This is a genomic window from Sphingomonas sp. Sphisp66 (assembly GCF_047324325.1).
GTDB lineage: Bacteria > Pseudomonadota > Alphaproteobacteria > Sphingomonadales > Sphingomonadaceae > Sphingomonas.
Window position 1 is genome coordinate 693165 of sequence record NZ_CP168508.1, and the last position, 23369, is coordinate 716533.

Consider the following 23369-nt stretch of genomic DNA (forward strand, 5'->3'; position numbering starts at 1 on the left):
GGCTCGCGGCATGTGATGCTAGGACATCAATTCGCTCGGCGGTCCTTCTTGCCCCGGCCCGGGCCGTTCGTCGTCTGCGGGCGGATGGTGACGAGCTCCTTGCGCTCCAGCACGCCGTTCTTGTCGGCATCGAAGCGGGCGAAGAGCAGGTCGAAGCGCTCGGCGATCTCGGCATAGGTGATCTTGTTATCGCCGTCGCGGTCCACCTCGAACGGGCTGGGCACGGTGTTGCGGTCGCCCATCCAGCGCTCCTGCCAGTCCGAATAGGCGATATAGCCGAGCCAGCCCTGGCGCCGCGTGTCGACCGCGTCGAAGCTGCGCCGGAGCCCGGCATCGAACTCGGCGCGGGTCACCTTGCCGTCGCCGTCCGAGTCAAAGGCGGCGATCATCATCGCGGCGGGCTCGACGATCACGGTGAAGGCCGGTTGCTGGCGGGTGCTGACGCCGATCGCCGTGCCATCCTGCTGCGGCGTCGGTATCGAGAGCTGGCCCTGCGCAAAGGCGGGAGTCGCGATCAGCGTCGCGAGAACAAGCAGCAGGCGCATCGGGGTCCTTCTCGAATCGCGGCGGCGAGAACCGCCGGCACGCAGCCACCCAAGCCGCAATCTGTGGCGAAGGTGGGGCGGGTGCTCAGGGCAGGAGGAGCGAGGCATCGCCATAGGAGTAGAAGCGGTAGCCGTTGGCGATCGCATGGGCATAGGCGCCCTGCATCCGGTCGAGCCCCATCAGGGCAGAAACCAGCATGAACAGCGTCGAGCGGGGCAGGTGGAAGTTGGTGACCAGCCCGTCCACGCCCTTGAAGCGATAGCCGGGGGTGATGAAGATCGCGGTGTCGCCTTCGAAGGGGCGGATGATCCTGTCCTCGCCCGCGGCGCTCTCGATCAGGCGGAGGCTCGTCGTGCCGACCGCGATCACCCGGCCGCCGGCGGCACGGACGGCGTTGAGGCGGTCGGCGGTGGCCTGGTCGATGCGGCCCCATTCGGCGTGCATCCTGTGGTCCGCCGTGTCCTCGGCCTTGACCGGCAGGAAGGTGCCCGCGCCGACATGGAGCGTCAGCGTGGTGTGGCCGACGCCCGCCGCGTCGAGCGCCGCGAGCAGCTCCGGCGTGAAGTGCAGCGCAGCGGTGGGCGCGGCGACGGCGCCGGGCTGGTTGGCGAACATCGTCTGGTAATCGTCGGCGTCGCGTGCGTCGGTCGGGCGCTTGGAGGCGATGTACGGCGGCAGCGGCATGCGGCCGCAGCGCTCGAGCAGCAACTCGACCGGCTCGTCGCCGTGGAAGTCGAGCGCGAAGCTGCCATCCTCGGCACGGGCGCCGGCGGTGGCGGTGACGCCCGCGCCGAAATCGACCGTGTCGCCGTCGCGCAGCCGCTTGGCGTTGCGGATGAAGGCGCGCCAGCGGCGCGGTCCCTCGCGCTTGTGGAGGGTGGCGCCGATCTTCGCCTCACCCCTTGCGCCTTCGAGCTGCGCGGGGATCACGCGGGTGTCGTTGAACACCAGGCAGTCGCCGGCGCGCAGCTGGCCGGGCAGGTCGCGGACATGGAGGTCGCGGGTCGCCTCGGGGCCGTCGAGCACGAGCAGACGGGCCGAATCGCGCGGTGCCGCAGGGCGCAGCGCGATCCGGTCGTTCGGCAGCTCGAAATCGAAAAGGTCGACGTTCACCGGATTATTGCGGCAGCGTGGCCTTCACCTCGCCCGGCGGCAGCGCCTTGGGGGCGTCGGCCGGCAGGTTCGCATAGGGCGGCGGGTTGTCGGACTGGATATAGGCGTGGACGATCTTGGTCGGGTTCGCCGGCGGCTCGCCGCGCTGGATCTTGTCGACCCATTCCATGCCCGAGACGACGCGGCCGAACACGGTATAGTCGTGGTCGAAGGCCAGCTTCGGCATCATCATGATGTAGAACTGGCTGTTCGCGCTGTTCTCGGCATCGGTCTTCTGCGCGGCGGTGGCGTTCTCCGGCGCGCCGCGGCGGGCGGCGGCGACGGTGCCGCGGGTGTGCGGCAGGTTGTTGAACTCGGCCGGCACGTTGGGCAGGTCCGAATCGCCGGTGCCGTCGCCCTTGGGATCGCCGCCCTGCGCCATGTAATAGGGATCGTCGACCACGCGGTGGAAGGTCAGGCCGTCATAGAAATGGCGGCGGGTGAGCGTCTTGATGCGCTCGACCATCTTGGGCGCGGCATCGGGGCGCAGGCGAATCAGCACGCGGCCGCCGGTCGACAGGTCGAGCACCCAGGTCTCGGCCGGATCGGCGGGGACCACGGCGGGATAGATGCTGTTCACATCCTCGGCGCTCACGCCCTTCAGCGGCTCGGCGACCGGCTTGGGCGCCTTTCCACCGCCGCCCTGGGCGAGCGCGGGCGTGGCAATCATCATCAAGGCCGAAGCGGCCAAAGCGGCAAGCAAACGCATCAAATTCCCCACTCGGAATACACCCTCGATCGGACCGTCTAGCCCAATAGCGTGGGCTCAACCACTCCCTTTGCGACCGATCGCCGCGATCCGGGTAACCATCTCGTCGTTGACCGCCGGGGAGACGAACTTGCGGATGTCGCCGCCATAGAGCGCGATCTCCTTTACCAGCCGGCTGGCGATCGGCTGGAGCGAGACATCGGCCATCAGGAAGACCGTCTCGATCCGGTCGTTCAGCTGCTGGTTCATCCCTGCCATCTGATATTCGTACTCGAAGTCGGCGACGGCGCGCAGGCCGCGGACGATCATGCTGGCGCCCTCGCGCTCGGCAAAGTCCATCAGCAGCGAATCGAAGCTGACGACATGGATCTCGCCGGCGATCCCCTCGACCTCGCGCTTCACCATCTCCATCCGCTCCTCGACGGTGAACATCGGGTTCTTGGACGGATTGGTGGTCACGCCGATCACCAGCCGGTCGACCAGCTTCGCGCCGCGGCGGATGATGTCCATATGGCCAAGCGTGATGGGATCGAAGGTGCCGGGATAGACGCCGGTGCGAGTGGTCATGCTGTACCTCGTCTCAGGAACCTCCCGGACGTGCTGCGGGTGCGAAGCCGAGTCAAGGGCGGGCGGTACGCGCTTGCGGCGCGACCGGCTTTCCGCCAGCCTGCGGCCATGATCGACGATGTGCGTAACAACGCGGTGCTGGTGCTCGAGATCGGCTATTACGACGCAGCCGATGCGCGGACCTCCGGCACCGCGATCGAGCGGCTGGCCAATGCCTTTGCCCAGGAGACCCGGGCGGGGCAGAGCCGCTATGGGCTGGAGCTGGTCCGGGTCGAGATCGCCAGCCTCCATGCCTGGTTCGACCTCGGCAAGACGATGCTCGACCTGTACGAGCAGCGCGCGCTGCTGAGCGGGTTCCTGCAGACCGTGGCGGTGGCGCTGGAGACGGTGATGAACGCCAGCGGCGGCAATGTCGGGCAGATCTCCGCCTCGGTACGCAGCTTCCTCGTCTCGCTCGCCGGGCCGATCGTGCGGAAACAGGCCTCGCACGCCAAGCTGTCGGTGCAGGGCGACAACAACATGATCATCTATATCGAGAACCTGCATGCCGAGCGGATCGACCAGCTGTTCGACGCGCCGCGGCGGGTGCGGGGCGGGGGCGGGTTCGTCACCCAGGTGGAGCAGGCTGCGGAGGCCAAGGCGAGCCTGCCCGCGCCGGAGGAGACCAGCGCGACCCTGCTCAACATCGCCGGCGCCTGGTATGCGCGCCCGGCCGGGTTCCAGGGCGTGATGCTGCCGGTCGCCGAGGGCGGCGTGGCGATGGAGAAGCTGGCGGAGGCGGGGAGCTACATGGCCTCGGGCGTGATCGTGCGCGAGGGTGGCAATCCGACGGCGTTCCGGGTGCGGCGGGTGGAGCGGTGAGGGGGTAGCTTGTGTCAGCCCCTCCCCGACCCCTCCCGCAAGCGGAGGGTGAGCGATTGGGGCAGGCGCTTTCCTTCCTCGTTCCCCTTCCGCTTGCGGGAGGGGCCAGGGGAGGGGATGGTTACCTCGTGCGGGTGCCGCCGCTCCCTATTTCCGTTGCTGCGCCGACTCGGCAAAGTCCACGAAGTTCACGCCCAGAGCGGGTTTTTGCGCGCGGAAGTTCACTAAGTTCGCACTAGTGACGGGTTGGCTACGGGCAGCCGCGCAATATCCTTGCGTGGGCGGGGTCCTATTTTCCTACGGTGTCAAGGAGCGGCCGGGTGGTGCCCGGCCGGGGGAGGCAAGCAGGGGGAATCCTATTTTGCAACTCCCTCGTCCTCTTCACACCCACCGTCATCCCGGCGAAAGCCGGGATCTCAGGCGAAGGCGCGGGGAAGGAGCCGCATGAGATCCCGACTTTCGTCGGGATGACGATACGGGGCGGGATGACGGTTGGCGCTCGCTGTCCGCGCGCCGCCCGGAGACTCAGCGATCGCGTTCCAGCGTGTAGCGCGCGATGTCGCGCAGCAGGTCGGCTTCTACACCATAGGGCTTGAGGTGGGTGATCGCCTGCTCGACGAGCATCCGGGCCTGTTCCTTCGCCCGGTCGAGCCCGAGCAGCGAGAGGAAGGTCTCCTTGCCCGCTTCGCCGTCCTTGTGGAGCTTCTTGCCGACCAGCGCCTCGTCGCCCTCGGCATCGAGGATGTCGTCGGCGATCTGGAAGGCGAGGCCGACGTCGCGGGCATAGCCGCGCAGGCCGGTGCGGCCCTCGATGGGGATGCGGCCGAGGATCGCGCCGCTCTCCACCGCGCAGCTGATCAGCGCGCCGGTCTTCATCGCCTGGAGCCGCGTGACGGTGGCGAGGTCGAAGCTGGCCTTCTCGGCCTCTAGGTCCATCATCTGTCCGCCCGCCATGCCGGCGGGGCCGGCGGCCTGGGCGAGCGTGCCCGACAGCTCGATCCGCACGAACGGATCCGGATGGGTCCGCTCGTCGGCGATCACTTCGAAGGCGAGCGCGTGCAGGCAGTCGCCGGCCAGGATTGCGGTCGCCTCGTCGAATGCCCTGTGCACCGTCGGCTTGCCGCGGCGGATGTCGTCATCGTCCATCGCCGGCAGGTCGTCGTGGATCAGCGAATAGACATGGATGCATTCGAGCGCGAGCGCGGTGCGGGCGATGCAATTGCGATCGACCCCGAACAGCTGCGCCGTGGCCGAGACGAGCAGCGGCCGCAGGCGCTTGCCCCCGCCGATCGCGGCATGGCGCATCGCCTCGTACAGTCCCTTGCGCGGATCGCCGGGCACGGCGAGCAACAGGTCGAACTGGCGGTCCATCTCCGCCGAGACCTGCTTGAGCGCCGCCTGCAGCGCGAGGGATGCCTGCGCCATGTCCGGGATCAGCCGGCGGCGAAGGGGGCGGTGCCGGCGGCGCGGCCCTCGGCATCGGTGCGGATCGCCTCGATCCGCGCCTGCGCCGCATCGAGCCGCGCGGCGCATTGCCGGCGCAGCCGGTCGCCGCGCTCGTACAGGTCGATCGCTTCCTGGAGCTGGGCCTCGCCGCTCTCCAGCCGCGCGACGATGCGCTCCAGTTCCTTCAGCGCTTCCTCGAACGAAAGCGCGGTGACGTCCGCTTCTTCTGCCATGGCGACGCTATGCGCCGGGCTTGGGCCGGAAGGCAACCTGCCATGGTATGATTGCAACCATGCATCCGCCGCCCTAGCTCCACGTTACCTCGGCTGAAGGAGACGCGCGCATGTTCACCAGCATCAATCCCGCCACCGGAGAGACGGTCGATACCCATGAGGCGCTCGATGCGGACGGGATCGAGATGGCGCTGGCCCGTGCCGATGCCTGTTTCCGCTCGTGGCGCGATTCGCCGCTGGAACGCCGCACCGAGCTGCTGACCAAGATCGCCGACGCCTGGGAGGCCAACAAGCAGCACCTCGCCGAGACCGCGACCAAGGAGATGGGCAAGACGCTGGCGAGCGCGATCGCCGAGGTGGAGAAGTGCATCAGCGGCTTCCGCCACTATGCCAAGACCGGCCCATCCTATCTGGAGCCGACGACCGTGCAGACCGCGAGCGGCCATGCCGTGGCGCGCTGGCTGCCGATGGGGCCGGTGCTGGCGGTGATGCCGTGGAACTTCCCTTATTGGCAGGTGATCCGCTTCCTCGCGCCGACGATCATGGCGGGCAATGTCGCGCTGCTGAAGCATGCCTCGAACGTGCAGGGCTGCGCCGCGCTGATCCAGCAGATGATGGGTGCGGCGGGCGCGCCGGACGGGCTGTTCCAGAACCTCGCCATCAAGTCGGACAAGGTCGCCGCGATCATCGCCGACAAGCGGGTGGTGGCGGTGACGCTGACCGGCAGCGAAGGCGCTGGCGCGCAGGTCGCCCAGGCGGCGGGCCGGGCGCTGAAGAAGGTGGTGCTGGAGCTGGGCGGATCGGACCCGCTGATCGTGATGCCCTCGGCCGATCTCGACCTGGCGGCGAAGACTGCCGTCACGGCGCGCGTGCAGAATGCCGGGCAGAGCTGCATCTGCGCTAAGCGGATGATCGTCCACGCCGATGTCCATGACGCGTTCCTCGACAAGTTCGAGGCGGGGATGAAGGCCGTGAAGATCGGCGACCCGATGGAGAAGGATACCGGCATGGGCCCGCTCTCCAGCGTCGCCCAGCGCGATACGGTGCTGGAGCAGGTGGCGCGCGCCGTCAGCGAAGGCGCGACGCTGCGCTTCGGCGCAGAGAAGATCGAGAAGGAAGGCGCCTGGATGACGCCGGGCGTGCTGACCGACATGGATCCGGAGAGCGACGTGGCGAAGGAGGAAGTCTTCGGACCCGTAGCGGCGGTCTACAAGGTCGCCGACATCGATGCGGCGATCGCGCTGGCCAATGACGTGCCGTACGGGCTCGGCTCGGCGGTGTGGACGACGGACGAGGCGGAGATCGAGCGGTTCGCCCGCGACATCCAGTCGGGCATGACCGCGGTCAATTCGCTGCTCGCCTCGACGCCGGAGGCGCCGTTCGGCGGGGTGAAGCTGTCGGGCCATGGCCGCGAGCTGGGGCCGTGGGGGATGCACGAGTTCATGAACCTGAAGGCGGTGATGTTCGGCAAGGACGTGCAGGCGGGGGATTGAGTAGCAATAGCCCCTCCCCTGAAGGGGAGGGGCTTAGGAATTAGCTCACCACGAACTTCCCCGTCATGCCGAAGCTCGCATGGAGCAGGTGGGTGCATTTGATCGGGTAGCTGCCCGCTTTCGGCGCGGTGAAGTGGAGATCGACGGCGCGGTCGCTGTCCAGCTCGATCTTGCCGTCCTTCAGCTTGGCGCGGTCCGCGGCGGGCATCGTCGCGGCGGCGAAGAAGTCCCTTGCCGCGAAGCTGTGGCCGCCGCTGCTGGTCAGGTGCAGGACATAGCTCTGGCCATGGACCAGCGCGATCGTCGCGGGCGTGAACTTGAAGTTGGACAGCGCGACGTCGATCCGCTGCTCGGGGGCCGGGGCCGCGAGGGTCAATGCCAGCACGGCTAGCAGCGTCTTCATGCCTGCTCTCCCTGCACTTCCTTCAGCAGGTCCTTGCGGCTGAGCTTGCCGATCATCGTCTTGGGCAGGTTGAGGCGGACCACCACCTCGGACACGCGCTCGTGCTTGCCGAGCTTGCCGTTGAGCCAGGCGCAGATCTCGGGTCCGCTCACGTCCGAGCCTTCGTCGAGCGTGACATAGGCGTGGGGCAGCTCGCCATGATAGGCGTCGGGCAGGCCGATCACGAGGGCCTCCTTCACTGCCGGATGCTGGTAGAGCACCGCCTCGATCTGGCTGGGGAAGACCTTGAAGCCGCCGACCGCGATCATGTCCTTCAGCCGATCGACGATCTTGATATAGCCGTCCTCGTCGATCAGCCCGACATCGCCGGTGCGCAGCCAGTGCGGCTCGCCATCGACGGTGACGAACACCTCGGCATCGGCGTCGGGGCGGTTCCAATAGCCCTGCATGATCTGCGGGCCATGGACGACGATCTCGCCGGGCTCGCCCTCGGGCGGCGGGCGAGTCGGGTCTTCCTTGTCGACGAGGCGGACGCGGGTGCCCTGGAGTGGCTGGCCGATCGTGCCGGGCTTGTTGAGGCCGACATAGGGATTGGTGCAGACCACGCCCGAGCTTTCCGACAGGCCATAGCCTTCGATCACGCGGGCGCCGGTGACCTTCTCCCATTCCTCCTTGAGCTGCGCGGGAAGCGGCGCGCCGCCCGAGATGCAGTAGCGCAGCGAGGCGAAGTCGGACGGCTTCATGCCCGGCGCGTCGAGCAGCGCCTGGTACATGGTCGGCACGCCGGGCAGCGCGCGCGGCTGGGTGCGGCGGAGCTCGGCCAGTGCCTGCTTGGCGTTGAAGCGCGGCAGCATCGCGATCTCGCCGCCGGTCACCACGGTGCGGTTGAGCACGCAGGTATTGGCGAAGACGTGGAAGAAGGGGAGGACACCGAGCACCTTGTCCTTGGCCGTGCCCATCTCGGGATCGAGCCGGGCGACCTGGCGGGCATTGGCCGAGAGGTTCTGGTGGGTCAGCACCGCGCCCTTGGGGGTGCCGGTGGTGCCGCCGGTATATTGAATCAGCGCGACGTCCTTCTCGGGATCGATCTTCGGCGCGTCGCAGATGCCGTTGTTGGCGATCAGCTTGGAGAAGGCGAGGATGCGTTCGTCATGCGGGCGCTGCGCCACTTCGGCACCGCGGAACAGCCGGTAGAAGAGCGACTTGGCCGCGGGCAGCGCGCCGGCGACCGATCCGACCACCAGCCGCTCGAGATCGCTCTGCTCGAGCACCTTGAGCGCGGTCGGCAGCAGCGCCGAGGCGGAGATGGTGAAGAGCAGCCGGGTGCCCGAATCGGCGACCTGGTGGCTCAGCTCCTCGACCGTGTAGAGCGGCGAGAAATTGACCACGGTCGCGCCGAGCTTGAGGATGCCGTAATAGGCGGCGACATAGTGCGGCACGTTGGGCAGGAAGAGCCCGATCCGGTCGCCCGGGCCATAGCCCAAGGCCTTGAGGCCGCAGGCGACGCGGTTGGCGCCGTCCAGCGTCTCGCCATAGCTGTAGTGGCGGCCCATGAAATCGAGCAGCGGGGCCTGGGGGTGGGCGCGGGCGCTCGCCTCGAACAGATCGACCATGGACTGGGGCGGGAAGGGCGTGTCCCAGGCACCGGGATGGTTGTACGCGGTACGCCAGATCTGTTCGGGGTCAGTCATTGACACTGGTGTAAGCAAGCCTTTTCGGGGGTCAAGTCGTAAGCCGCTTGCTCCAAGTGACGAGCACGGAAATCGCGAAGATGCCGATGTCGACGACCGCCTCGACCCGTTGCGGCGCGAGGTCGTCCACGCGGTGCATGTGGATGGCGATGTCGGCGCGGCGATCGGGGGACGCGAAGGCAAGCAGCGCAAGCGCGGCAAGCGCCCCGAAGGCGATCTTCCTGGCTCGTCCCGACATGGTGAATCCCATACGCCGGGCAGCGGCGCCGGGCAAGCGGATCAGGCGGCTTCGCGATGCGCCGAGCGTGCGCGGTCGCGGCCGGCGGACTTGGCTTCGAACAGCGCGATGTCGGCGCCGCGATAGAGCGTCTTCCAGTCGATCTCGCCGGTCAGCGGGCCGGTGCAGCCGCCGATGCTGGCGGTGACCTTGAGGTCGAAGGGCATGCGGGTGGCGCGCAGCCGGGCGAGCAGCTGCTCGGGCTCGATTCGCGCATCGACCGAAGACAGGATGGCGAATTCCTCGCCGCCCATCCGGGCGACCAGCGTGCCGGCGGGGGCGGCGTGGCGCAGCGTGCGGGCGAACAGGCGCAGCACCTCGTCGCCGCCGTCATGGCCGAGCGTCTCGTTGACGCGCTTGAAATGATCGATGTCGGCGATGAGCAGCTGCTGCTCGCCCGGCCGGCCGATCGCCTGGGCAAGGAAGGCGCGGCGGTTGAGCAGGCCGGTGAGCGGATCGGTATCGGCCAGGCGGCGGGCCATCACCTCGCTGGCGATGGCGTCGTCGCGCTCGTCGCGCAGCAGCTTGATGCGATAGGCGATCGCTAGGCTCGACATCAGCGCCTCGAGCGCCATCGACAGCAGGGTCGAGTTGTCGAGCCAGAAGTTCCACTCGATGAGGTGGAAATTGGCGAGCGTGCGCAGCAGCGAGGTGAGGATCGGCGCGCCCCAGCCGATCGCGAACAGCCAGAGATAGTTGGAGCGCACCCGCCAGGCGCGCCACAGGGTCGGCCCGACCACCGCGCCGAGCAGCAGGAAGGTGGTGGTGAAGGCGGCGTCGACGATCTGTACGTTGAGCGGGGCGAAGCAGAAGACCAGCAGCCCGACGCCCAGCAGCGCGCCCGCCACGACATAGACGAAGCGGCCGAGCCAGCCGGTGAACACCGCCTCCTCGAAGAAGCTGCGCGCGAAGATCAGCGCGCTGGCGCCGGTGAAGCCGAGCAGGAGGTAGTTGAGCCGCAGCCGGTCGTTGTTGACGATGTCCGGAAAGGCCCAGGCAAGCGCGCCCGAGGACGAGAAGACATAGCCGAGCAGCCCCAGCGCCATCACGCAGTAATAGAGCTGGAACCGGTGCCTGAGCGCGCCCCACAGCGCGAGATTGTAGACGAGCAGCCCGAGGCAGAGGCCGCCGAACCCGGCATAGAGCGCGGTGAGGGCGATGGTGGCGCGCTGGCTCTCGGTGCCGGTCACCAGGCGGGTACCGAGCATGATGCCGCGCATGTTCGCCGAACCTTCGACATGCCAGAGCAGGCGGACGACCTTGGCCTCGCGCCGCTCGATCTGGATCTCGCCGACCGCACCGAGCTGGATCCAGGGCGTGATGCCGCGCGCATCGGTGCGCTGGCTGAACATCCGCCCATCTGCATAAAGGGTGTGCATCGCCATGCCCTGCTGCCACAGGCTGGCGAAGCGCGCGAACAGCCGGGCGCCGGGGCGCGAGCTCTGGTCGATATCGCCCGAGATCACCCAGAAACTGCCGGGGCCGAGCTTGTACTGCCGGGTGGTGCAATCGAAGCGCTCGGGATGCTGGATCAGCTCGGCGGGGTTCATCCCACCGGTGTCGCGCAGCACGCAGATGTCGAGCGCCCGGCCGACATTGCCCTGGGCATTTGCGGGCACGGCGATGCCCAGCAGCGCGATCAACGCGCCGACAAGGACGGACAGCCGCAGGAGACGCAACGCCAGCATCCCGAACGCCTACGCCCAACATGACAAACAACCCGTAAAGATAACCGGTCCCGGGCCATGTTTATGAAGCGCGCCAGCGGCTTGCCGCGCGAAATGAAGGGGCGGCAAGAACGCCGCCGCCCCCTCGGCACGTGTCCAGGTTCAGCAGCCGCTGCCCAGGCCTGCGGCGCGCTTCAGCAAGCCGCCCAGCTTGGGCTTGCAGGGCTTGGGCTTGGGCTGCTCGGGGCGGCCATCCTCGTCGTTATCGGTCCGGCCGAGCATCGCATCGCCCATGTCGGGCATGCCGGGCATGAAGGTGCCCTGCGCCCGGTAGCGGACCTTCGCGGTCCATTTCGGGTGCCAGGCGACCTTCGGATCCTTGGGCCGCTCGGGGAAGGCATAGTTCGCCTCGGGGCCATAGGCGGTGAGGAAGCCCATCATCATCTCGCCCGCGGCGGCCTTCGCCTCGGCCGGGATGGTGCAGCTGGTCTGGCTCGGCGGCATCACCACCTTCTGCCCGATCAGCCGGTTGACCGTGCCCGGCGAGAGCCAGTTCCACAGGTCGCCGCCGAACTGGCGCGAGGCGGAGGAGGCCCACCATACGATGTCGCCATTCTTCGCGCGGTCGCCGGTGCCCATCGCCCAGGCATAATAGCCGGTCGCCGCCGGCACTGCGCCCCAGTTGAGCGGGATCGAGCCGTCGCCGGCGCTGCCCGACTTCACCCGCGGCGCGGCCATGAAGTCCTGGTTGACCGCGAAGCTGATCTCCGGGCTGTAGTTGCCGGCGATCCGGTGCTGGCCGATCAGCGAGGAATTGCCGCGGACCTGCGCGTTCGACTTGCCGTTCGGCCAGTCGCCATAGGTGCGGCTGTTGGCCTGGCGCGGGCCGACCTCGGACGCGATGCTCGCCGAGAACAGGTCGGGCGGCACCTGGCCCTTGGCGACCTTGGCGAAGTCGATGATCACCGGCTGGCCCGGGCCGGCATGCGCGCCGCAGCCCCAGAAGATCAGCAGCCGGCCCTTGGGCCGCTCGAACGGTTGGGTGTCGGTGACGCCCTTGCTCGCCTCGGGCGTGATCAGCGGCACCGAAGCGCCCATGCGCATGCCCTCGGGCAGGAAGTGATCGGCCTTGGGGGCGCCGCCGGTCGCCGGCAGCCGCGAGCCGAGCCGCAGCATCACCTCGCGCCGGTCGCCCTGGCCCATCATGCCGGCATGGGTGCCGACGTCCATCACATAGCGCGCCTCGGGCGCAGTATCGTTGCTGGTCTGCGCGACGACCAGGCCGGCTGCGAGCATGCCCGCCAGCGCCGTTCCCGCACCCAGTATCTTCTTCATCGGTCGCATTCGGATTCTCCCTGGAAAACCATGGTTGCGACCCGAAGCGAGCGCTCCCTTACGACATCGGAACGAAATTGCAAGGGTGTGTTATTTGTATATAACACTTAAACCATGGCCGCCGGCTATGCCTCCGCTCGGCTGGCCCGACCGGCCGGCATAGCGGCAGGGACGCGCTATGCGGGTGGCGAAGCGCGGTCATCCACGGCTCGACGAAGCCCGCCGCGGCGGCGACCAAGCCGAATCCCGCGGCGACGGGAGGGGCCGGACGCAAACGAAACGGGCCGGGAGTTTCCTCCCGGCCCGATCGGTTCTCAAAGGTCAGAAGCCTTACTTGGTCGCCTTGGCGGCCTCGGTCTTCTTGCCCTTTTTGGGCTTGGGCGCCGCGGGCGTGATCTGGAAGTTCAGGGCGTTGTCCTTGAGCTTCACATTCACTTCGCCGCCATGGACGAGCTTGCCGAACAGCAGCTCCTCGGCGAGCGGCTGCTTGACCTTCTCCTGGATCAGGCGGCCCATCGGACGCGCGCCATAGAGCTTGTCATAGCCCTTCTCGGTGAGCCACGCCTTGGCCGCCTCGTCGAGCTGGATATGGACGCCGCGATCCGCCAGCTGCAGCTCGAGCTGGAGGATGAACTTGTCCACCACCCGGCTGACCACCGCGGTCGGCAGGTAATCGAACGGCACGATCGCATCGAGACGGTTGCGGAATTCGGGGGTGAAGAGCTTCTTCACCGCCTCTTCCTGGACGTCGTCGCGGCTGATCTCGCCAAAGCCGATCGACTCGCGGGTCATGTCCGACGCGCCGGCATTGGTGGTCATGATCAGGATCACGTTCCTGAAATCGACCGTCTTGCCGTGGTGGTCGGTCAGCTTGCCGTTGTCCATCACCTGCAGGAGGATGTTGAACAGGTCCGGATGCGCCTTCTCGATCTCGTCGAGCAGGAGCACCGAGTGCGGCTGCTGGTCGACCGCGTCCGTCAGGAGCCCGCCCTGATCATAGCCGACATAGCCCGGAGGGGCACCGATCAGGCGGCTGACCGAGTGACGCTCCATGTATTCGGACATGTCGAAGCGCTGGAGCGGGATGCCGAGCAGCTCGGAAAGCTGCTTCGCCACCTCGGTTTTGCCGACGCCGGTCGGGCCCGAGAACAGGTAATTGCCGATCGGCTTGTCCGGATCGCGCAGGCCCGCACGGCTGAGCTTGATCGCCGAGCTGAGCACCTCGATCGCCTTGTCCTGGCCGAACACGACCCGCTTGAGATCGGTTTCCAGGTTGGCAAGCGTCTTGGTGTCGTCGGTCGACACGCTCTTCGGCGGGATGCGCGCCATCGTCGCGATGACCGCCTCGATCTCCTTGACCGTGATCGTCTTCTTCCGCTTCGACGGCGGCACCAGCATCTGCATCGCACCGGCCTCGTCGATCACGTCGATCGCCTTGTCCGGCAGCTTGCGGTCGTTGATGTAGCGCGCGCTCAGCTCCACCGCCGACTTGATCGCGTCGGGGGTGTATTTGAGGTGGTGGTGCTCCTCGAACGCGGTGCGCAGGCCGGTGATGATCTTGATCGTGTCCTCGACCGTCGGCTCGTTCACGTCGATCTTCTGGAAGCGACGGAGCAGCGCCCGGTCCTTCTCGAAGTGGTTGCGGAACTCCTTGTAGGTGGTCGAGCCGATGCAGCGGATCGAGCCGCCCGACAGCGCCGGCTTGAGCAGGTTCGACGCGTCCATCGCGCCGCCGCTGGTGGCACCGGCACCGATCACGGTGTGGATCTCGTCGATGAAGAGGACCGCGTGGGGCAGCTTCTCGAGCTCGGTGACGACCTGCTTGAGGCGCTCCTCGAAGTCACCCCGGTAACGCGTACCGGCGAGCAGCGCGCCCATGTCGAGCGAATAGATCACCGCTTCCTTGAGCACGTCGGGCACTTCGCCCTCGACTATCTTGCGCGCCAGGCCCTCGGCGATGGCGGTCTTGCCCACGCCCGGATCGCCCACATAGAGCGGGTTGTTCTTCGAGCGGCGGCACAGGATCTGGATCGTGCGATCGACTTCGGCGGCGCGGCCGATCAGCGGATCGACCTTGCCAGCCTTGGCCTTCTCGTTGAGGTCGACGGTGAACTGCTTGAGCGCGCTTTCGCCCTTGCCGGACTTGGGCTCCTGCTTGGCGGCCTTGTCCTCGTCGGCCGCGCCCTTGGGCGTGGTCGATTCGGTGCTGCCGGTGCTCCCCTTGCCGACGCCGTGCGAGATGTAGCTCACCGCGTCGAGGCGGCTCATGTCCTGCTGCTGCAGGAAATAGACGGCATAGCTCTCGCGCTCGCTGAACAGGGCGACGAGCACGTTCGCGCCGGTCACTTCGTCGCGGCCCGAGGACTGGACGTGGAGGATGGCGCGCTGGACGACGCGCTGGAAGCCGCTGGTCGGCGAGGGATCAGTGGCCTGCTCGACCTTCAGCGCCTCGAGCTCGGTGTCGAGATAATGGGCCACGGTATTCTTGAGTTCGCCCAGATCCACGCCGCACGCGCTCATCACCTTGCTGGCATGCTCGTCATCGACGAGTGCGAGCAGCAGATGCTCGAGGGTGGCATATTCGTGGCGACGCGAGCTTGCTGCTTCGAGAGCCTTGTGCAGCGTCGATTCCAGGGCGGAGGCGAAACTAGGCATTCAGGTACAACTCCTGTGGGCCGGAAAGGATACACGGCCCCTGTCTCCCCTTATGTCGGGAGGCATGGGCCCCGCATCAAGCGCCGCGGCCCCGCACCGGAGTTGAATGGCGTTTCGCTCCATCTCCGGTGCCGTAACGCTCATTTCTTAAATAGAGCGTCTGCGCTTGCGCGGTGATTAATGGACCGTGAAATTTTGCTTCGAGTCCGATCTATCTCGGCCTCGAGCAATGCGATTCGCTCGGTAAGTTCCTCAACCGAAAGGGGATCGAGGTCCTGCTTCGCCAGCTGGGCGACAAGGTCGTCCTTGCGACGCGGAAGATTTTCGTCGGCGTCCATCGGGGCAGCGTTGACCCTGGCAGGGCCGATGTCAATAAGACGCCCGGTTTCTCCTGCGTTCGAAAGCGACATGGTGATGGCTCTCCCGGAAACGATGCTGGCAATCGATCCCGAGGCGCCCGGCGGGCCCGAGGTGCTGGTGCCGGTGTCGCGCCCGGTGCCGAAGCCGGGGCGCGGCGAGGTGCTGGTCAAGGTCGCCGCCGCCGGCGTGAACCGGCCCGAGGTGATGCAGCGCAAGGGCCAGTATCCGCCGCCCCCCGGCGCGCCCTCGATCCTCGGCATGGAGATCGCCGGCAAGGTCGTCGCGGTGGGTGAGGACGTGCCGCGCGAGATGCTGGGCACGCCGGTCTGCGCGCTGATCGCGGGCGGGGCCTATGCCGAATATGCGGTGGCGCCCCAGGGCCAGTGCCTGCCGGTGCCGCCGGCGATCACGATGATCGAGGCGGCGGCGATCCCCGAGACTTTGTTCACCGTGTGGAGCAACGTGTTCGAGCGTGCCTATGCGACCGAAGGGGAGTGGATCCTCGTCCATGGCGGCACCAGCGGCATCGGCACGATGGCGATCCATCTCGCCAATCTGTTCGGCCTGACGGTCATCGTGACCGCGGGGTCGGACGAGAAGTGCGAAGCTGCAAAGCGGATCGGTGCGGATCACGCGATCAACTACAAGACCGAGGATTTCGCCGCGCGGGTGATGGAGATCACCGCCGGCAAGGGCGTCAACATCGTGCTCGACATGGTCGGCGGCGACTATGTGCCGCGAAATCTCCAGTGCCTGGCCGAGGAGGGGCGGCATGTCTCGATCGCCGTGCAGCGCGGCATGCAGGCGACGATCCCGATCTTCGAGATCATGCGCAAGCGGCTGGTCCTGACCGGCTCGACGCTCCGCCCGCGCTCGGTGGAGTTCAAGAGCCTCCTCGCCGACGAGCTGCACCGCATCGTCTGGCCGTTCGTGGCCGAGGGCAGGCTCAAGCCGGTGATCGACGCGGTCTTCCCGCTCGCCGATGCGGCCAGTGCGCATGCCCGGATGGAATCGGGCGAGCATGTCGGGAAGATCGTGCTGGCGATCGAGTGAGCGAGCCCCTCCAACGGTTCCGATTTCGCTAGTGGAGGGCCTGCCGCGCATCTAGCATCGCCCCTTCGAATCGGGGGATTCGAGTGCTGTTTCCCCGTCCGCGCGGCGGGCTGGGGCAGGCGCGAAGGGGGGCAAATGGAAGTTCTGCGGAAGGAATGGGCGCTCAGCCTGGTGTGCGGCGTGCTCGCGCTGGTGCTGCTCGGCGCTTTGGGGTTCTCGGATCGCTACTGGGTGGCCGCGAGCCGGCCGACCGTGGACGAGCTGGCCGAGGTCAAGGTGCCGCCCGAGCTGGGCGACATGATCGCGGCGATCGATGCCTATGGCGTCCACATCCAGCGCGTGCACAGCAAGGCCGAGCAATATGTCGCGATCAAGCGCGCGCAATACGGGCTGGGGGAAGCGGCGCCCTCCTATGCCAATATGAGCGCGCCCAAGTTCGGTTATTCGGTGCGCGAGACGACCTTTCTCGGCATGCCCTTCTGGTACAGCACCGAATATGGCCATGTGCTGTTCTTCAGCTCGGACTGGGGCGTGGTCGCCGCGCCGCTCAACGCTGTCGGCCAGGCCGCGCTCGACAAGGCCAATGGCCGCGACCTGCGCGCCGGCATTATCCCCTGGTGGAAGCATCTCTGGGGCTGGCTGTTCCTCGCCGGCCTGGCGTTCGCGATCTGGCTCTGGCATCGCCGCACGGTGCGCTGGCGGGCGGAGAATGGCTATCTCTGAGCATAAGCTCGGCTTATGATTTGCCCGGCCCGTTTTGTTGGACGTCGTGTGGGCCTGCGCCTGAAGGGGGCGTCCGGACAAGGGAGGGACTGATGGCCGCGCTGGTGCTTCACGAATATGCCGCCTCGGGCAATTGCTACAAGATCCGGCTGACCGCCGCGCATCTCGGGCTTCCGATCGAGCGGCGCGAGTACGACATCATGAAGGGCGAGACGCGCACGCCGGCGTTCCTCTCGCAGGTCAATGCCAATGGCCGGATCCCGACGCTGCAGGTCGGCAGCGACGACTTCCTGCCCGAGAGCAACGCGGCCTGCTTCTACCTGGCCGATGGCAGCGATCTGATCCCGCACGACAGGTTCGAGCGGGCGGACATGCTGCGCTGGCTGTTCTGGGAACAGTATAACCACGAGCCCAATGTCGCGACGCTGCGCTTCTGGGCGAAGTGGATCGGCTTCGATCATCTGAGCGACGTCCAGCGCGCCAACCTGCCGGCCAAGCAGGCGGCGGGCGAGGCGGCGCTGGCGCTGATGGACGAGCATCTGAGCAAGCGCGACTGGTTCGTGATCGACCGGCTGACGCTCGCCGACATCGCGCTCTACGCCTATACCCATGTCGCCGAGGATGGCGGGTTCAGCCTCCAGCCCTATCCGGCGGTTCGCGCCTGGATCGACCGGGTGGCGGCCCAGCCTGGACATATTCCGATCACTGCATGAACTCTAACCCCCTGATTCGTCAGGGGGAAGCGCTCCATTATGCATATTTCTGTGACATCCGCGTGAAGCGGAAACGATTCGAAATGTCACATTACGCGGCCATTTAGCCGAGCCAGGCAAGGGCAGTTGCAGGGCTGGTTACATGGCCACGATCACGAGGCTTCCGTTCGACGCGCAGCACGTCGCGGACTTTCACGCATCGACCCCGTCGATCCCCGAAAAGGCGGTCACGGAGCGCAAGCGCTATCGCACGGTGTGGATCTCCGACATCCATCTCGGCACGCGCGGCTGCAATGCCGAGATGCTGATCGACTTCCTCGACCATGTCGATTGCGACCTGATGTACCTGGTCGGCGACATCCTCGACGGCTGGGCGCTCAAGAAGCGCTTCTACTGGCCCGATTCGCACAACGACATCGTCTGGCGCTTCCTCAAGCGCGCCAAGCGCGGCACCGAGATCATCTATATCCCGGGCAACCATGACGAGATGTTCCGCCAGTTCTCCGGCCTGAACTTCGGTGGCGTGCACATCCGCCGCCAGGCGATCCACACCACCGCCGATGGCCGCCGCCTGCTGGTGCTGCACGGCGACGAGTTCGACGCGATCACCATGTCGCACCGCTGGCTCGCCCATCTGGGCGACGCCGCCTACGAGATGATGATGGGCCTCAACCGGCTGGTGAACCGCGTCCGCCGCTGGATGGACCTGCCCTATTGGTCGCTGAGCAAATACGCCAAGGCCAAGGTGAAGAACGCCGTCGAGTTCATCTCGAAATTCGAAGAGATCGTCGCGCACGAAGCCGGTGCGCGGGGAGTCGACGGCGTGATCGCCGGACACATCCACACCGCCGAGATGCGCAGCATCGAAGGCATCGCCTATTACAATGACGGCGATTGGGTGGAGGGTTGCACCGCGCTCGTGGAGCATTACGACGGTACCATGGAAATACTCCATTGGGCCGAAGAGATGGCGAAGCGCGAAAGCGAAGCAGCGTCCGGGGTCAGACTGGCGGCTGCGTGACAGCAACGGAGGTCGGACCGGTGCGGATAGCTATCGTGACGGACGCCTGGGAGCCCCAGGTGAATGGAGTCGTGCGCACGCTGCAATCGGTGCGCAGCGTGCTCGAGAAACAGGGCCACCTGGTCAAGGTGATCTCGCCCGACCTCTTCTATTCGCTGCCATGCCCGACCTATCCGGAGATCCGGCTGGCGCTCGCCCGGGTCGCCAGCGTCGGCGCGATGCTCGAGGAGTTCGGGCCGACCGCGATCCACCTTGCCACCGAGGGACCGCTCTGCGTCGCTGCACGGCGCTGGTGCATCCGCAACGAGATGCCCTTCACCACCGCCTATCACACCCAGTTCCCGGACTATGTCTCGGCGCGCTCGGGCGTGCCGGCCGAGTGGATCTGGCGTTACATCAAGTGGTTCCACGCACCGAGCCAGGCGATCCTCGCCTCGACCCCGTCGATCCGCCAGTCGCTGATCGAGCATGGGCTTGCCCATGTTAAGCATTGGGGCCGCGGCGTGGACCTGGCCAATTTCCACCCCGGCATCGCGCCGCATCCGGCGATGCAGGGCCTGGAAGGGCCGGTGCAGCTCTATGTCGGACGCGTCGCGATCGAGAAGAACATCGAGGCGTTCCTGAAGTCGTCGCATCCGGGCACCAAGGTGGTGGTGGGCGACGGCCCGGCCCGCGCCTCGCTCCAGGCACGCTTCCCCGAGGCGAAGTTCCTCGGCCCGATGTTCGGACCCGAACTCGCCTCCGCCTATGCCGCGGCGGATGTCTTCGTCTTCCCGAGCAAGACCGACACGTTCGGGCTGGTGATGATCGAGGCGCTGGCCTGCGGCGTGCCCGTCGCCGGCTATCCGGTTACCGGCCCGATCGACGTGCTGACGCCCGAGACCGGCGCCACCGACGAGGACCTGACCAAGGCGATCGGCGCGGCGCTGACCAGGGACCGCGCGGCCTGCGCCGCCTATGGCCGCACCTTCACCTGGGAAGCGAGCGCGCGCCAGTTCCTCAATGCGCTCTATCCGCTGTACGGGGACCGGGCTGCGGCCTGAGCCGGGTTACAGCTTTAGTATTTTCCTGATCATCTCGGGTATCTGCGCCCGTCGCTCCGCTACGGTTTTCGCTGCGACCGCGGGGTCGGTAAGTCCGGGCTTGTAGCCGGGAGCCGGTTCGACGTTGAAGGTGCGGCCGAACTGGCCCTTGGGCGTTGGCACCTCTCGCGGCACGCCGGCCTGAAGGCCGGCGGTCATCTCGGCCATGCCGCCGCGACAGACGGTGGGGTTGTAGCCATCGCGGAGCCGACTGGTGGCTGTACGCACTTCCATCTCGGTTACGATCTCGAACAGGATCTTGCGCGTCTCGATCGGGAACTTGTCGGCGCCGACAAGGGTGTCTCCCGCGATCTGCCCCAATTGATCCATCTGGTGCGCGGGGGCGCTGGCATCGGCGCAATAGGCGCCGTCGACGGTGATCACGGCATAGGCAATGAGTGCCATCATGCTCGCGCTTTCCAGCATCTGCGTCCGCCCCTGCTCGGGCATTTGTGATGCCATGGTGCGAAGGTCGCGGATGTAGAGGAAGGTGATGGCGAGTGGCGCGCCGCGGATCGTCCAGTCCCGTTCCCAGTTCATATTGCGATATAGCGCATCGAGATCTTTGGGCGCCGAAAGCGCCTTGCTGACTCCCGAAAGGTCGCCGGCGGCCAACATGGCATCGAGTTGGGCGGCATTTGCCGGCAATGGCGCCGGCTGGTTCTGGATCGAGCCGAGAAAAAGCGCGGTCGCGGTGACAAGGCCCAGCATCATGTTCCCGCGATATTCACCTCAACCTATCGGATCCTGATCGGCACGACCAGATCATGGGCGCGCTTCTTTCTTGCCCCCGGCGCGTTCCCGCATTAAGTCAGGCCCGTTACAGGCCGCCCGTGAAGGGCGGCCCTTTCTATTTCTGGAGACTCCAAGTGGCCCAGCCGCTGATGCCGCACGCGACCGCTTCCTGGCTGGTCGACAACACGTCGCTCTCGTTCGACCAGATCGCCGAGTTCTGCGGCCTGCACATCCTCGAGGTCCAGGCGATCGCCGACGATACCGCCGCGACCAAGCTCACCGGCCGCGATCCGGTCCGTGCGCACGAGCTGACGATGGACGAGATCGAGAAGGGCCAGAAGGACCCGAACTACGTCCTCAAGATGCTGAAGGGGCCGGAGCAGGTCCGCCGCACCAAGGGCCCGCGCTACACGCCGGTCTCGAAGCGCCAGGACAAGCCGGACGGCATCGCCTGGATCCTGCGTAACCATCCGGAGATCTCGGACGGCGCGATCGGCAAGCTGATCGGCACCACCCGCACCACGATCGCCGCGATCCGCGACCGCAGCCACTGGAACATCGCCAACATCGTGCCGAAGGACCCGGTCACGCTGGGCCTCACTTCGCAGCGCGAGCTCGATGCGCTCGTCGCCAAGGCCGCCAAGGCCGCCGGCATCGAGGCGCCGACCGACACGCGCCTGGAAGGTGACCGCGAGGCGCTGATCGAGCAGCTCCGCGCCGAACGCACCGCGGCGGCCCGTGAGGCCGAGGGCGCAGGCGAGGACGCGCCGGCAGCCCCGATCGAGCACACTGCCGAGACGCTGTTCCGCAGCAGCAGCAACAACTAAGCGTCGTCGGGGAACAGGGCGGCGTGGCGGGCGCAGATCGCGTCCCATAGCCCTGCCGCCTCCGGCACCTGCAATCCGAAGCGCTGGTCGAGCCGCTCGACCAGCGCTTCTGCGTTCTGGAGCCGCTCGCGCGTCTCGCCTTCGGGCCCGCGCTCGATGAACACGCGGCCGCGCAGGTTGAGATGGCGGTCGCCGCGGCGCTGCTGGACGACGAGATTCTGGACGAAAGGCGATTCGGGGCTGATCTGCAGATCGCTGCAGCGCCGGGCGAACAGCGCCTCGTCGGCGGGCGCGGCGGTGAAGTCGTAGCTGAACGGATCGGCCTCGGCATAGCGCTCCTCGAAGCGCCAATGGCCATCGACCTCGCGCAGGCCGACGCGGTAGGGCGGGTGGCTTTCTTCGCCCGGCGCGATCGGCAGCGGCCCGGTCAGGATGCCGCCAAAGCCGACATCGACCAGCCAGGGCCGGTCCTCCAGCGTCACCATGAGCGCAAGGTGGTTGCCCATCGATACGTCGCCGTGCACGTGCCGCATCACCCCGCAGGAGAGGCGTCGCACGTCATAGCCGAGCGTGGTGAGCACCCGGCCGAACAGCCCGTTCTGCTCATAGCACCAGCCGCCGCGGCGCCGGGTCACCAGCTTGTCGAAGATCGCCTCGGGATCGAGCGAGACCGGCCGGCCGAGCTGCACGTCGAGATTCTCGAAGGGGAAGGTCGCCAGATGCGCGCGGATCAGCATGGTCAGCGTTACGCGATCGGTGGTGCCGGGCTGCGCCTGGCCGGTCCGTGCGAAATAGGCTTCGAGATCCATGCGCCGCTCCCCCTTGTCCGGGGCGACGCATGCGGGGGCGGGGAGCGGATGTCGAGCCTCGGCAGGACGGGGCGGGGCGTGTAGCCTCGCCCGGCGCGACTCGGGGCACCGGGCGCCATCCGGACAAAGGAGGGATCCCATGTGTGACGAGCTGACCGCCGCCGACAACGAACGCTTCCTGATCACCCGGCGCGAGTTCGGGGCGGGCGCCGCCGCGGCGGGTGCGCTGGCGCTGCTCCCGGTCCCGGCCAATGCCGCCGAGATCAAGGGGCGCGACGTCACCATCACCACGCCCGATGGCAGCTGCGACGCCTATTTCGTCGCGCCGGCCAAGGGCAGGCATCCCGCCGTCATCGTCTGGCCGGACATTTTCGGCCTGCGCCCCGCCTTCCGCCAGATGGCCGACCGGCTCGCCCAGTCGGGCTATGCGGTACTCACCGTCAATCCCTTCTACCGCTCGACCAGGTCGCCCTTCGTGACGCCCGGCCAGGGCTTCGACGATGCACTGCGGGCGAAGGTCACGCCGTGGCGCGCACTGCTCACGCCAGAGGCGACCCGGCGCGACGCCGCGGCCTTTATCGGCTTCGTCGACAAGCAGCCGGAGGTGGATACCAAACGCGGCATCGGCACCACCGGCTATTGCATGGGCGGGCCGCTGGTTATGCTCACTGCCGCGACATCGCCCGCACGGGTGCGCGGCGCGGCGACCTTCCATGGCGGCGGGCTCGCCGCGGAGGGCCTGCTGGCGCTGGTGCCGACGATGAAGGCGCGCTTCCTGATCGCCATCGCCGAGAATGACGATGGCCGCGCGCCGGCCGACAAGGACAAGCTGCGCGCGGCGTTCGATGCCGCCAAGCTCCCCGCCGAGATCGAAGTCTACAAGGGCACGATGCACGGCTGGTGCCCGCCGGACAGCCAGGTCTACAACGCCGACCAGGCGAACAAGGCGTGGGACCGGTTGCTGGAGACGTTCAAGACGCTCTGACCCATGGCCGTCATCCCGCCCCGGAC

General features: G+C 67.2%; 24 protein-coding genes. 9 read left to right on the plus strand and 15 right to left on the minus strand.

Annotation, left to right across the window (positions count from 1 at the left end):
- Nucleotides 1-26: 26 nt before the first annotated feature.
- From ACEN8G_RS03360 to coaD, 4 genes are all read right to left on the minus strand, one after another.
- Nucleotides 27-545: an EF-hand domain-containing protein gene (locus ACEN8G_RS03360; protein WP_413417911.1), complete on the minus strand. Its 519-nt coding sequence runs from the start codon at nucleotides 543-545 to the stop codon at nucleotides 27-29.
- 85 nt (nucleotides 546-630) lie between these two features.
- Nucleotides 631-1659 (minus strand): tRNA preQ1(34) S-adenosylmethionine ribosyltransferase-isomerase QueA, encoded by a 1029-nt coding sequence (gene queA / locus ACEN8G_RS03365; RefSeq protein ID WP_413417913.1) that lies wholly within the window; start codon nucleotides 1657-1659, stop codon nucleotides 631-633.
- Nucleotides 1660-1663: 4 nt separating this feature from the next.
- Complete coding sequence (locus ACEN8G_RS03370; protein WP_413417915.1) at nucleotides 1664-2371, minus strand: peptidylprolyl isomerase; 708 nt, start codon at nucleotides 2369-2371, stop codon at nucleotides 1664-1666.
- A gap of 93 nt (nucleotides 2372-2464) precedes the next feature.
- Nucleotides 2465-2974, minus strand: coding sequence for a pantetheine-phosphate adenylyltransferase (gene coaD / locus ACEN8G_RS03375; RefSeq protein ID WP_413417917.1), 510 nt, complete (start codon nucleotides 2972-2974; stop codon nucleotides 2465-2467).
- 108 nt (nucleotides 2975-3082) lie between these two features.
- Here coaD and ACEN8G_RS03380 point away from each other — a divergent pair, with 108 nt between their 5' ends.
- Nucleotides 3083-3835: a hypothetical protein gene (locus ACEN8G_RS03380; protein WP_413417919.1), complete on the plus strand. Its 753-nt coding sequence runs from the start codon at nucleotides 3083-3085 to the stop codon at nucleotides 3833-3835.
- A gap of 525 nt (nucleotides 3836-4360) precedes the next feature.
- On the opposite strand, the gene ACEN8G_RS03385 is transcribed toward ACEN8G_RS03380, so the two are convergent.
- Nucleotides 4361-5260 (minus strand): polyprenyl synthetase family protein, encoded by a 900-nt coding sequence (locus ACEN8G_RS03385; protein ID WP_413414812.1) that lies wholly within the window; start codon nucleotides 5258-5260, stop codon nucleotides 4361-4363.
- Nucleotides 5261-5268: 8 nt separating this feature from the next.
- On the minus strand, nucleotides 5269-5514 hold the full coding sequence (locus ACEN8G_RS03390) for an exodeoxyribonuclease VII small subunit (RefSeq protein ID WP_086128559.1): 246 nt from the start codon (nucleotides 5512-5514) through the stop codon (nucleotides 5269-5271).
- Between the two features lie 110 nt (nucleotides 5515-5624).
- Between ACEN8G_RS03390 and ACEN8G_RS03395 the strand changes: the two genes are divergently transcribed.
- Complete coding sequence (locus ACEN8G_RS03395; RefSeq protein WP_413414814.1) at nucleotides 5625-7007, plus strand: NAD-dependent succinate-semialdehyde dehydrogenase; 1383 nt, start codon at nucleotides 5625-5627, stop codon at nucleotides 7005-7007.
- Nucleotides 7008-7047: 40 nt separating this feature from the next.
- Here ACEN8G_RS03395 and ACEN8G_RS03400 read toward each other — a convergent pair whose 3' ends face one another.
- The 7 genes from ACEN8G_RS03400 to ACEN8G_RS03430 all read right to left on the minus strand — a co-directional run bounded on the left by ACEN8G_RS03400 (nucleotide 7048) and on the right by ACEN8G_RS03430 (nucleotide 15373).
- Nucleotides 7048-7410 (minus strand): copper-binding protein, encoded by a 363-nt coding sequence (locus ACEN8G_RS03400; RefSeq protein ID WP_413414815.1) that lies wholly within the window; start codon nucleotides 7408-7410, stop codon nucleotides 7048-7050.
- Nucleotides 7407-9101 carry a long-chain-fatty-acid--CoA ligase gene (locus tag ACEN8G_RS03405; RefSeq protein WP_413414816.1) on the minus strand — a complete coding sequence of 565 codons (1695 nt, stop codon included), beginning with the start codon at nucleotides 9099-9101 and terminating at the stop codon, nucleotides 7407-7409. The genes ACEN8G_RS03400 and ACEN8G_RS03405 overlap by 4 nt, the downstream gene beginning before the upstream one ends.
- Before the next feature lie 31 nt (nucleotides 9102-9132).
- On the minus strand, nucleotides 9133-9339 hold the full coding sequence (locus tag ACEN8G_RS03410) for a hypothetical protein (RefSeq protein ID WP_413414817.1): 207 nt from the start codon (nucleotides 9337-9339) through the stop codon (nucleotides 9133-9135).
- Between the two features lie 41 nt (nucleotides 9340-9380).
- Nucleotides 9381-11066, minus strand: a complete 1686-nt coding sequence (locus ACEN8G_RS03415; protein WP_413414818.1) for a diguanylate cyclase domain-containing protein — start codon at nucleotides 11064-11066, stop codon at nucleotides 9381-9383.
- 141 nt (nucleotides 11067-11207) lie between these two features.
- On the minus strand, nucleotides 11208-12389 hold the full coding sequence (locus ACEN8G_RS03420; protein WP_413414819.1) for a hypothetical protein: 1182 nt from the start codon (nucleotides 12387-12389) through the stop codon (nucleotides 11208-11210).
- A gap of 321 nt (nucleotides 12390-12710) precedes the next feature.
- Nucleotides 12711-15035, minus strand: a complete 2325-nt coding sequence (clpA, locus tag ACEN8G_RS03425; RefSeq protein ID WP_413414820.1) for an ATP-dependent Clp protease ATP-binding subunit ClpA — start codon at nucleotides 15033-15035, stop codon at nucleotides 12711-12713.
- Nucleotides 15036-15175: 140 nt separating this feature from the next.
- Nucleotides 15176-15373, minus strand: a complete 198-nt coding sequence (locus ACEN8G_RS03430; RefSeq protein ID WP_183996599.1) for a DUF1192 domain-containing protein — start codon at nucleotides 15371-15373, stop codon at nucleotides 15176-15178.
- A gap of 76 nt (nucleotides 15374-15449) precedes the next feature.
- Between ACEN8G_RS03430 and ACEN8G_RS03435 the strand changes: the two genes are divergently transcribed.
- The 5 genes from ACEN8G_RS03435 (at nucleotide 15450) to ACEN8G_RS03455 (ending at nucleotide 19948) form a co-directional block, all read left to right on the plus strand.
- Nucleotides 15450-16448 (plus strand): NAD(P)H-quinone oxidoreductase, encoded by a 999-nt coding sequence (locus ACEN8G_RS03435; RefSeq protein ID WP_413414821.1) that lies wholly within the window; start codon nucleotides 15450-15452, stop codon nucleotides 16446-16448.
- Between the two features lie 135 nt (nucleotides 16449-16583).
- On the plus strand, nucleotides 16584-17171 hold the full coding sequence (locus ACEN8G_RS03440) for a hypothetical protein (protein WP_413414822.1): 588 nt from the start codon (nucleotides 16584-16586) through the stop codon (nucleotides 17169-17171).
- A 92-nt stretch (nucleotides 17172-17263) separates the two neighbouring features.
- Entirely contained in the window at nucleotides 17264-17884 is a 621-nt protein-coding gene (locus ACEN8G_RS03445; RefSeq protein WP_413414823.1) for a glutathione S-transferase family protein, read from the plus strand.
- 142 nt (nucleotides 17885-18026) lie between these two features.
- Nucleotides 18027-18905 carry a UDP-2,3-diacylglucosamine diphosphatase gene (locus tag ACEN8G_RS03450; protein ID WP_413414824.1) on the plus strand — a complete coding sequence of 293 codons (879 nt, stop codon included), beginning with the start codon at nucleotides 18027-18029 and terminating at the stop codon, nucleotides 18903-18905.
- A 20-nt stretch (nucleotides 18906-18925) separates the two neighbouring features.
- Nucleotides 18926-19948: a glycosyltransferase family 4 protein gene (locus tag ACEN8G_RS03455; protein ID WP_413414825.1), complete on the plus strand. Its 1023-nt coding sequence runs from the start codon at nucleotides 18926-18928 to the stop codon at nucleotides 19946-19948.
- Between the two features lie 6 nt (nucleotides 19949-19954).
- Here ACEN8G_RS03455 and ACEN8G_RS03460 read toward each other — a convergent pair whose 3' ends face one another.
- Entirely contained in the window at nucleotides 19955-20701 is a 747-nt protein-coding gene (locus tag ACEN8G_RS03460; RefSeq protein ID WP_413414826.1) for a hypothetical protein, read from the minus strand.
- 155 nt (nucleotides 20702-20856) lie between these two features.
- Between ACEN8G_RS03460 and ACEN8G_RS03465 the strand changes: the two genes are divergently transcribed.
- Complete coding sequence (locus ACEN8G_RS03465; protein ID WP_307118053.1) at nucleotides 20857-21549, plus strand: DUF1013 domain-containing protein; 693 nt, start codon at nucleotides 20857-20859, stop codon at nucleotides 21547-21549.
- Here ACEN8G_RS03465 and ACEN8G_RS03470 read toward each other — a convergent pair.
- The gene (locus ACEN8G_RS03470) at nucleotides 21546-22358 is read right to left on the minus strand and encodes an arylamine N-acetyltransferase family protein (protein ID WP_413414827.1); all 813 of its coding nucleotides are present in this window, start codon (nucleotides 22356-22358) and stop codon (nucleotides 21546-21548) included. The genes ACEN8G_RS03465 and ACEN8G_RS03470 overlap by 4 nt on opposite strands.
- Nucleotides 22359-22497: 139 nt before the next feature.
- Here ACEN8G_RS03470 and ACEN8G_RS03475 point away from each other — a divergent pair, with 139 nt between their 5' ends.
- On the plus strand, nucleotides 22498-23343 hold the full coding sequence (locus ACEN8G_RS03475; protein ID WP_413414828.1) for a dienelactone hydrolase family protein: 846 nt from the start codon (nucleotides 22498-22500) through the stop codon (nucleotides 23341-23343).
- Nucleotides 23344-23369: the final 26 nt, after the last annotated feature.

Coding starts and splice junctions, on each gene's coding strand:
- ACEN8G_RS03420 (WP_413414819.1), bottom strand. CDS start 12,389: ATGCGACCGATGAAGAAGATACTGGGTGCGGGAACGGCGCTGGCGGGC.
- ACEN8G_RS03405 (WP_413414816.1), bottom strand. CDS start 9,101: ATGACTGACCCCGAACAGATCTGGCGTACCGCGTACAACCATCCCGGT.
- ACEN8G_RS03410 (WP_413414817.1), bottom strand. CDS start 9,339: ATGTCGGGACGAGCCAGGAAGATCGCCTTCGGGGCGCTTGCCGCGCTT.
- ACEN8G_RS03385 (WP_413414812.1), bottom strand. CDS start 5,260: ATGGCGCAGGCATCCCTCGCGCTGCAGGCGGCGCTCAAGCAGGTCTCG.
- ACEN8G_RS03395 (WP_413414814.1), top strand. CDS start 5,625: ATGTTCACCAGCATCAATCCCGCCACCGGAGAGACGGTCGATACCCAT.
- ACEN8G_RS03415 (WP_413414818.1), bottom strand. CDS start 11,066: ATGCTGGCGTTGCGTCTCCTGCGGCTGTCCGTCCTTGTCGGCGCGTTG.
- ACEN8G_RS03370 (WP_413417915.1), bottom strand. CDS start 2,371: ATGATGATTGCCACGCCCGCGCTCGCCCAGGGCGGCGGTGGAAAGGCG.
- ACEN8G_RS03400 (WP_413414815.1), bottom strand. CDS start 7,410: ATGAAGACGCTGCTAGCCGTGCTGGCATTGACCCTCGCGGCCCCGGCC.
- ACEN8G_RS03460 (WP_413414826.1), bottom strand. CDS start 20,701: ATGATGCTGGGCCTTGTCACCGCGACCGCGCTTTTTCTCGGCTCGATC.
- ACEN8G_RS03430 (WP_183996599.1), bottom strand. CDS start 15,373: ATGGACGCCGACGAAAATCTTCCGCGTCGCAAGGACGACCTTGTCGCC.
- clpA (WP_413414820.1), bottom strand. CDS start 15,035: ATGCCTAGTTTCGCCTCCGCCCTGGAATCGACGCTGCACAAGGCTCTC.
- ACEN8G_RS03450 (WP_413414824.1), top strand. CDS start 18,027: ATGGCCACGATCACGAGGCTTCCGTTCGACGCGCAGCACGTCGCGGAC.
- ACEN8G_RS03475 (WP_413414828.1), top strand. CDS start 22,498: ATGTGTGACGAGCTGACCGCCGCCGACAACGAACGCTTCCTGATCACC.
- ACEN8G_RS03470 (WP_413414827.1), bottom strand. CDS start 22,358: ATGGATCTCGAAGCCTATTTCGCACGGACCGGCCAGGCGCAGCCCGGC.
- ACEN8G_RS03380 (WP_413417919.1), top strand. CDS start 3,083: ATGATCGACGATGTGCGTAACAACGCGGTGCTGGTGCTCGAGATCGGC.
- ACEN8G_RS03445 (WP_413414823.1), top strand. CDS start 17,264: ATGGCCGCGCTGGTGCTTCACGAATATGCCGCCTCGGGCAATTGCTAC.
- coaD (WP_413417917.1), bottom strand. CDS start 2,974: ATGACCACTCGCACCGGCGTCTATCCCGGCACCTTCGATCCCATCACG.
- ACEN8G_RS03435 (WP_413414821.1), top strand. CDS start 15,450: ATGGCTCTCCCGGAAACGATGCTGGCAATCGATCCCGAGGCGCCCGGC.
- ACEN8G_RS03440 (WP_413414822.1), top strand. CDS start 16,584: ATGGAAGTTCTGCGGAAGGAATGGGCGCTCAGCCTGGTGTGCGGCGTG.
- ACEN8G_RS03390 (WP_086128559.1), bottom strand. CDS start 5,514: ATGGCAGAAGAAGCGGACGTCACCGCGCTTTCGTTCGAGGAAGCGCTG.
- ACEN8G_RS03360 (WP_413417911.1), bottom strand. CDS start 545: ATGCGCCTGCTGCTTGTTCTCGCGACGCTGATCGCGACTCCCGCCTTT.